The following is a 7,022-nucleotide window of genomic DNA, read 5'->3' on the forward strand; positions in this document are numbered from 1 at the left end:
CAGCGCTTCGCGGTCTGGGATGCGAATGCGCATGCGTGGCGGATCGCCGCGGGCAGCTACGGGCTGTCGGTGGCGGCTTCGTCGCGCGATCCGCAGGCGTTGTCGCAGACTGTGACGCTCGCTGCGCACTGAGCCGAAGGGGGCCGTGTGGCATGCGGCGAGGCCGGTCGTGGCTTCGCCGCATGCCGGTGCGCTTGATGACGTTACTCGGTGCCGCGCCGGAACGGATCGTGTTCGCGTAGCTCGTCCACATACGCGTGGATATGTTCGGTCTCGCGTTCGAGAAAGCGCGCAACCGCATCGGAAAATGCCGGGTGCGCAAGCCAGTGCGCGGAGTGTGTGACGGTTGGCAGGAAGCCGCGCGCGAGCTTGTGTTCGCCCTGCGCGCCGCCTTCGAACGTATCGAGCCCGGCCTCGATGCAGAATTCGAGCAACTGGTAGTAGGCCGTTTCGAAATGCAGGCACGGCACGTGTTCGACCGCACCCCAGTAGCGGCCGTACAGCGTGCCGCCGCCGTTTTCGCCGCGCCGGTAGACGGCGAGCGCACTCGCGATCGGCTGGCCGTCGGCTTCCGCGATCACGAGCAGCAAGTTGTCGGGCATCGTCGCGCCGATCGTGCGGAAGAAGTCGAGGTTCAGGTACGGGCTCGAAAAGTGTTCGCGATAGGTCTGCCGGTAGCAGCGCGAGAAGAAGCGCCAGTCCGCATCGGTGATCTGGTCGCCGGTCAGCCGGCGGAACGTCACGCCGGCGTCGTGCACCTTGCGCCGCTCCGCGCGGATGTTCTTGCGCTTCTTCTGCTCGAGCGTGCCGAGGAAATCGTCGAAGTGGCGGTAGCCGTCGTTGAGCCAGTGGAACTGCACGCCTTCGCGCAGCATCATCCCCATCGATTCGAGCAGCGCCGCTTCGTCGCCGGTCGGGAACAGCACATGCAGCGACGACACGTCGCTCTGCTCGGCGAACGCGAGCAGCGTGGCCGCGAGCCGGCGGCGCGCATCGTCGTCGGCCGCGAGCAGGCGCGTACCTTGCACGGGCGTGAACGGCACCGCGCACAGCAATTTCGGGTAGTAGGGCAGGTCGTTGCGCTGGTACGCGTCGGCCCAGGCCCAGTCGAACACATATTCGCCGTACGAATGCTGCTTCGCGTAGACGGGCGCGGCAGCCGCGAGGCGGCCGGTGCGTTCGTCGGTCAGCGTGACGAAGTGCGGCGACCAGCCGGTATCGTCGACCGCGCAGCGCGCGACGTGCAGCGCGTCGAGGAATTCGTGGCGCAGGAAGGGCGTCGGCTGCGCGTCGCGGGCGAGCAGCGCGTTCCATTCGTCGGCCGGTACCTCGGCGGGGGACGACAGGATGCCCGTGCGATAATCGATGCGTTCGTGTTTCAAGCGTGAATCCGTACCGTTCTGTGTCGCCGGATGCGACGGCCTGCGCGGCCGGCACCGGGACGATTTCGTCAGCCGTTCAGGGCGCGCCGCCGGGCTGCGCCGATCCCGCCATGAAGACCCGACTCGCACTCGCCCAGATCAACGTCACCGTCGGCGACTTCGCCGGCAACGTCGCGCGGATCGTCGCGGCCGCACGCGCCGCGCACAACGATGGTGCGCAGCTGATGGTCGCGCCGGAACTCGCGCTGTCCGGCTATCCGCCGGAAGACCTGCTGCTGCGGCCCGCGTTCTATGCCGCGGCGGCCGCGGCACTCTACGCGCTCGCCGACGCATTGAAGGCGTTCGACGGGCTCGCGGTGCTGGTCGGCCATCCGCTGCGCGGTGCGGGCGGCGGCGCGCACGCGTCAGCCGTCGATGGTAATGCAAACCGCCCGATCGAGCGCGGCGTGCCGCCCACCGATACCTACAACGCGGTATCGCTGATCGTCGGCGGCAAGATCGTCGGCACCTACCGCAAGCAGGATCTGCCCAACGCCGAGGTGTTCGACGAGAAGCGCTACTTCGCGACGGACGCCGAGCCGCTCGTGTTCGAGCTGAACGGCGTGAAATACGGCGTGATCATCTGCGAGGACGCGTGGCACGCATCGGCCGCGCAGATCGCGAAGGCGGCCGGCGCGCAGGTGCTGCTGATCCCGAACGGTTCGCCGTACCACATGAACAAGGAAGCGGTGCGCTTCGACATCCTGCGCGCGCGGATTCGCGAAACCGCGCTGCCGATGGTGTACGTGAACCTCGTCGGCGGCCAGGACGAGCTCGTATTCGACGGCGGCTCGTTCGTGCTCAACGCGCAGGGCGCGCTCGTCGCGAAGATGCCGCAGTTCGACGAAGGGCACGCGATCGTCGAATTCGACGGCGCGCGGCCGCTGCCGGGCGCGATCGCGCCGGAGCTGTCGACGGACGCGCAGGTGTACCGTGCGCTCGTGACGGGCGTGCGCGACTACATCGGCAAGAACGGGTTTCCGGGCGTGCTGATCGGACTGTCGGGCGGCGTCGATTCGGCGCTGGTGCTCGCCGTCGCATGCGATGCGCTCGGGCCCGAGCGCGTGCGCGCGGTGATGATGCCGTCGCGTTTCACGGCCGACATCTCGACCACCGACGCGGCGGAAATGGCGCGGCGCGTCGGCGTGCGCTACGACGAGATCGCAATCGCACCGATGTTCGATGCGTTCCGTGCATCGCTCGCGGGCGAGTTCGCGGGCCGCGCGGAAGACGCGACGGAGGAGAACATCCAGGCGCGCATCCGCGGCACGCTGCTGATGGCGCTGTCGAACAAGTTCGGCTCGATCGTGCTGACAACCGGCAACAAGAGCGAGATGGCGGTCGGCTACTGCACGCTGTATGGCGACATGGCCGGCGGGTTCGCGGTGATCAAGGACATCGCGAAGACGCTCGTGTACCGGCTCTGCCGCTACCGCAACGAAACGGCCGACTACCCGCTGCGTGACGTGATCCCCGAGCGGATCCTCACCCGCGCGCCGTCGGCCGAGCTGCGCGAGAACCAGACCGACCAGGACAGCCTGCCGCCGTACGACGTGCTCGACGCGATCATGCGGATGTACATGGAAGAGGATCGGCCGCTCGCCGAGATCGTCGCGGCCGGGTATGCGCGGGCCGACGTCGAACGCGTGACGCGGCTCATCAAGATCAACGAATACAAGCGCCGCCAGGCGCCGATCGGCATCCGCGTCACGCATCGCGCCTTCGGGCGCGACTGGCGCTACCCGATCACGTCACGTTTTACCGAACGTCTCGATTGAGCCGTGCTGGGCCGCATGCGGCTCGCAGGCTTACAATCGGGGTCGCGATTTTTCATCCAAACGAGCATTGGGGGACAACCACCATGAAACGCATCACTGCCATCATCAAGCCGTTCAAGCTGGACGAAGTCCGCGAAGCGCTCGCCGAAGTGGGTCTCACGGGCCTGACCGTGACGGAAGTGAAGGGCTTCGGCCGCCAGAAGGGGCATACCGAGCTGTATCGCGGCGCCGAATACGTCGTCGACTTCCTGCCGAAGATGAAGATCGAGGTGGTCGTCGCGGAAGCGCAGGTCGACCAGGTGATCGACGCTGTGATCGGCGCGGCGCGCACCGGCAAGATCGGCGACGGCAAGATCTTCGTGTCGGACGTCGAGCGCGTGATCCGCATCCGCACCGGCGAAGAGAACGAAGCGGCCGTCTGAGCACCGCATTCGTCGACGGGCCAGGGCCTGTTCCCGCTCATAACGCACGTTCCCCTGTTTGGAACAAATCATTCGTGGGGCTGGCCACCAGAAGGGCCGATCGCTGCGTCATGCTCCTTGCGAATACGTCGAGTATTCGCTTCGTCGCAATTCTTGCGCTCGGCCCTTCTGGTGGCCAGCGCAAGCCCGTTATGAGCGGGAACAGGCCCTAAGTCGGCCCACCAATAAAAAACGGTGCGATACCCGGTTGGGTACCGCACCGATACGCGCCTCTCGCAGCAGCGTGGAAAGTGTTGTCGAATCGTTGTTTGACGGCGCCCGATCAGAACAGGTGCTGGATACCGGCGTAGACGCCGGTCTGGCTGCCGCCCGGATTCGGGTTGCCCGTCGACACGGCCGTACCGGCGCCGTTCGCGTTCAGGCCGAAGTTGGCGTTCTTGCTGTTGCGCACCGTTGCGACCTGCAGGTCGAACAGCGTGCGCTTCGAGATGTTGTACGAGCCGCCGACCGTGTAGATGTTCGCGTTGCCGCCGCCGTGGTTCGCGTTCACGTGATACACGGCCGCGATCAGCGCCGCTGCCGGCGTCGCTTGCCACGTCACGCCGCCCCAGACCTGCTGGGTACCCGTCACGCCGGCGTTCACTGCCGGGCCGCCGCTGCCGTCCGCGCGCGAGGCCTGGTAGGCCGCTTGCACCTTGAACTGGCCGAGGAACACGTTCACGCCCGCGAAGTATTCACGCGAGTAGTTGAACACGTCGGAGAAGCGGCCGTTGCTGTCGCGCGTTTCGTCGTAGATGCCGCGCAACTGGAACAGCGAATTCGTATAGGTGACCTGTGCGCCGGCTGCACGACCCGGCTGGCCGGCCGTCGTGTTGCCGTTGAAGCTGGTCGAGTTCGAGAACGAGAACTGGCCGTAGAAGTCGAGGCCGTAGAACTGCGGCGACTGGTACGACACGTTGTTGCTGGTCTTGTTCCAGTTGCGGCCGCGCACCAGCGATGCCGTCGACCAGGCCGACTGGCCGAACGGGTCGAAGTCCCACACGCCGTTGGCGATCGCGAGCTCGCGACCCAACAGCAGCGTACCGTAGCGGTCGTTGGAGATGCCGACCGTCGCATAACGATCCCAGATCGAGCCGCTGAAGCCGCCCGTCATCGTGTTGAACGCGCCTTCGAGGTGGAACAGGACCTTGTTGCCGCCGCCGATGTCCTCGGTGCCCTTCAAGCCCCAGAGGCTCGTGCCCCAGTCGCCGCTTTCCGCGCGCACTTGGTGGCCGTTTTGCAGGCCGTTCATGTACTCGATGCCGGCATCCAGGCGGCCATACAGCGTGACGCTGCTCTGCGCGTGCGCCGTTACCACCCCAGCAGCCATCAGCGCGGCCGCGACCAAAGCTTTCTTCATCGTCTCCTCCATACCCTGTCAAAAAGTCAACCCAGAACTGCACGAGATGCCCGGAGCGACGAGCGCCGGGCAAAAGCGGGATAACCAGGGAGACCTCGTACAGGGCCGGTAGGCGCGGCACGCGGGCAAGCGGACGGAAAGACCGTTGAGCGGTCCCGCGCAGCCGGGTCGGCCTGCGGGTCTCCTTGTAGTGTCGTGAAGCTAAACTACATTTCACGAACTTCGTTTTGCTACTTTGGTTACTAATTTAGCAAAAATACAATTTTGTGGCGATGGAAATCGTTGTTTGACTAACACCTGTCGTCAAATTGCCATGCAACACGGTGCGCAACAGGCGGGCCAAGGGTTTGCAATTAACGGAAAACCCTTGTCCCGCAAGGGAGACACGAATTTCGCAAACAGGGATCAAGGATTGCCACTATTGACGTTGCAGCTGGCGCGGGCGTAAGCGCCAGGCAGGAGAAATTGGTAAGCATTTCGTAATGAATGTGCGGTGCCGGACGGCTCCGCGCGGCACCTGTCGTGCCGGCCCTCCAGCACGCCATGCGGTGTACCGGCGCGCGCCGGTCAGGCAGGCTCCGGCCTCGCGTCGAGCAACTGCGCGCGAATCCAGCGATGCGCATCGGTACGCGCATGCTTCGCGTGCGAGTAGACCTTCACGGTGTAGCGCGGGATCTCGAACGGCGCGGGAAAGATGCGGATCGGCGCCGCGTGCCGCAGCGCCTGCGCGGCGCGGTTCGGCACGGTCATCAGGAGTGCAGATTCGGCGATCACGAACGGCGCGGCCAGCACGCTCGGCAGCTGCACGGCGACCTGCCGCGCGAGACCGAGCCGGTCGAGCACGTGGTCGACGACGCCGCGCGACTCGTTCCACGGCGTGACGACCACATGGCGTGCTGCCAGGTACTGGTCGAGCGTCAGCCGCCGGTGGATGTCCGGATGCGCGGCGCTCGCGATCACGACGTAGTCGTCGGAGAACCAGTCGAAGTCCTCGATACCCGGCGCGTCGGCCGCCGATTCCTCGTGGTAGCCGAGCGCGAAATCGATGCGGCCGGCGGCGAGTTCGTCCACCGAGATCTTGCGGTCCGAATGGACGACTCGGATCCGCAGGTGCGGCGCGACGTGCTGGATGCGCGCGAGAAATGCCGGCAGCACGGCGAATGCCGTGTAGTCGGTCGCCGCGAACACGAACGTGCGGTCGCTTTGCGCGGGATCGAAGCGGCGCGCGCGGGCGAGCCCCTTCGACATCGCGTCGAGCGCGTCGCCGGCCCAGGTGGCGATATCGTCGGCACGCACGGTCGGCTGCATCTCGTTGCCGAGGCGCACGAACAGCGCATCGCCGATCGCGTCGCGCAGCCGCGCGAGCGCATGGCTCAGCGCGGACGGGCTCAACGCGAGCTCGTGCGCGGCCGCGGCGACGGAACGGTGGCGGTACAGCGCGTCGAACACGAGCAGCAGGTTCAGGTCGAGGCGGCGCAGATCGGGATGCATCATGTTCAGGTCAGGATGAAGAAACTGCACTTCCTGCAGGAGCAGCGTGAACGTAGCATGACGATCTGATTGGCGCCAGCGCGGGTGCGCGGCGCCGCTTTCCGTTTCAAGTCCGGGCCGTAGGAGGGCTCAAATCGTGCAAATCGACATCCGTTCCGCCACCGTCGCCGACGTGCCGCAGATCCTGCGTTTCATTACCGAGCTGGCCATCTACGAGAAGGCGGAACACGAAGTGATCGCGACGCCCGCGTCGCTCGAGCGCAGCCTGTTCGGCGAAGGCTCGCCGGCGCGCGCGCTGATCTGCGAGGTCGACGGCGAGCCGGCCGGCTTCGCCGTGTATTTCTTCTCGTATTCGACGTGGCTCGCCCGGCAGGGGCTGTATCTCGAGGATCTGTACGTGTCGCCGCGTTTTCGCGGCGCGGGCGCCGGGCTGCGGCTCTTGAAGGCGCTCGCGCGGATCGCGGTCGAGTCGGGCTGCGGGCGTTTCGAGTGGAGCGTGCTCGACTGGAAC

Annotated in this window: 6 protein-coding genes; 3 read left to right on the plus strand and 3 right to left on the minus strand. The window is 66.1% G+C overall.

What is annotated here, in order from left to right; genetic code table 11:
• Positions 1 to 203 precede the first annotated feature (203 nt).
• Positions 204 to 1,382: a GNAT family N-acetyltransferase gene (locus JYJ84_RS24230; protein WP_175223614.1), complete on the minus strand. Its 1,179-nt coding sequence runs from the start codon at positions 1,380 to 1,382 to the stop codon at positions 204 to 206.
• A 110-nt stretch (positions 1,383 to 1,492) separates the two neighbouring features.
• Between JYJ84_RS24230 and JYJ84_RS24235 the strand changes: the two genes are divergently transcribed.
• Positions 1,493 to 3,199 (plus strand): NAD+ synthase, encoded by a 1,707-nt coding sequence (locus tag JYJ84_RS24235; RefSeq protein WP_175223613.1) that lies wholly within the window; start codon positions 1,493 to 1,495, stop codon positions 3,197 to 3,199.
• 83 nt (positions 3,200 to 3,282) lie between these two features.
• Positions 3,283 to 3,621: a P-II family nitrogen regulator gene (locus JYJ84_RS24240; protein ID WP_006398637.1), complete on the plus strand. Its 339-nt coding sequence runs from the start codon at positions 3,283 to 3,285 to the stop codon at positions 3,619 to 3,621.
• A 322-nt stretch (positions 3,622 to 3,943) separates the two neighbouring features.
• Here the strand turns inward: JYJ84_RS24240 and JYJ84_RS24245 are convergent, their stop codons facing one another.
• Positions 3,944 to 5,020: a porin gene (locus JYJ84_RS24245; RefSeq protein WP_122946744.1), complete on the minus strand. Its 1,077-nt coding sequence runs from the start codon at positions 5,018 to 5,020 to the stop codon at positions 3,944 to 3,946.
• A gap of 567 nt (positions 5,021 to 5,587) precedes the next feature.
• The gene (locus JYJ84_RS24250; protein WP_122946001.1) at positions 5,588 to 6,514 is read right to left on the minus strand and encodes a LysR family transcriptional regulator; all 927 of its coding nucleotides are present in this window, start codon (positions 6,512 to 6,514) and stop codon (positions 5,588 to 5,590) included.
• 133 nt (positions 6,515 to 6,647) lie between these two features.
• Between JYJ84_RS24250 and JYJ84_RS24255 the strand changes: the two genes are divergently transcribed.
• On the plus strand, positions 6,648 to 7,022 hold a 375-nt coding region (locus tag JYJ84_RS24255; RefSeq protein ID WP_205189556.1), incomplete at its 3' end, for a GNAT family N-acetyltransferase.

It is taken from the genome of Burkholderia sp. LMG 13014 (genome assembly GCF_905232215.1).
Lineage (GTDB): Bacteria > Pseudomonadota > Gammaproteobacteria > Burkholderiales > Burkholderiaceae > Burkholderia.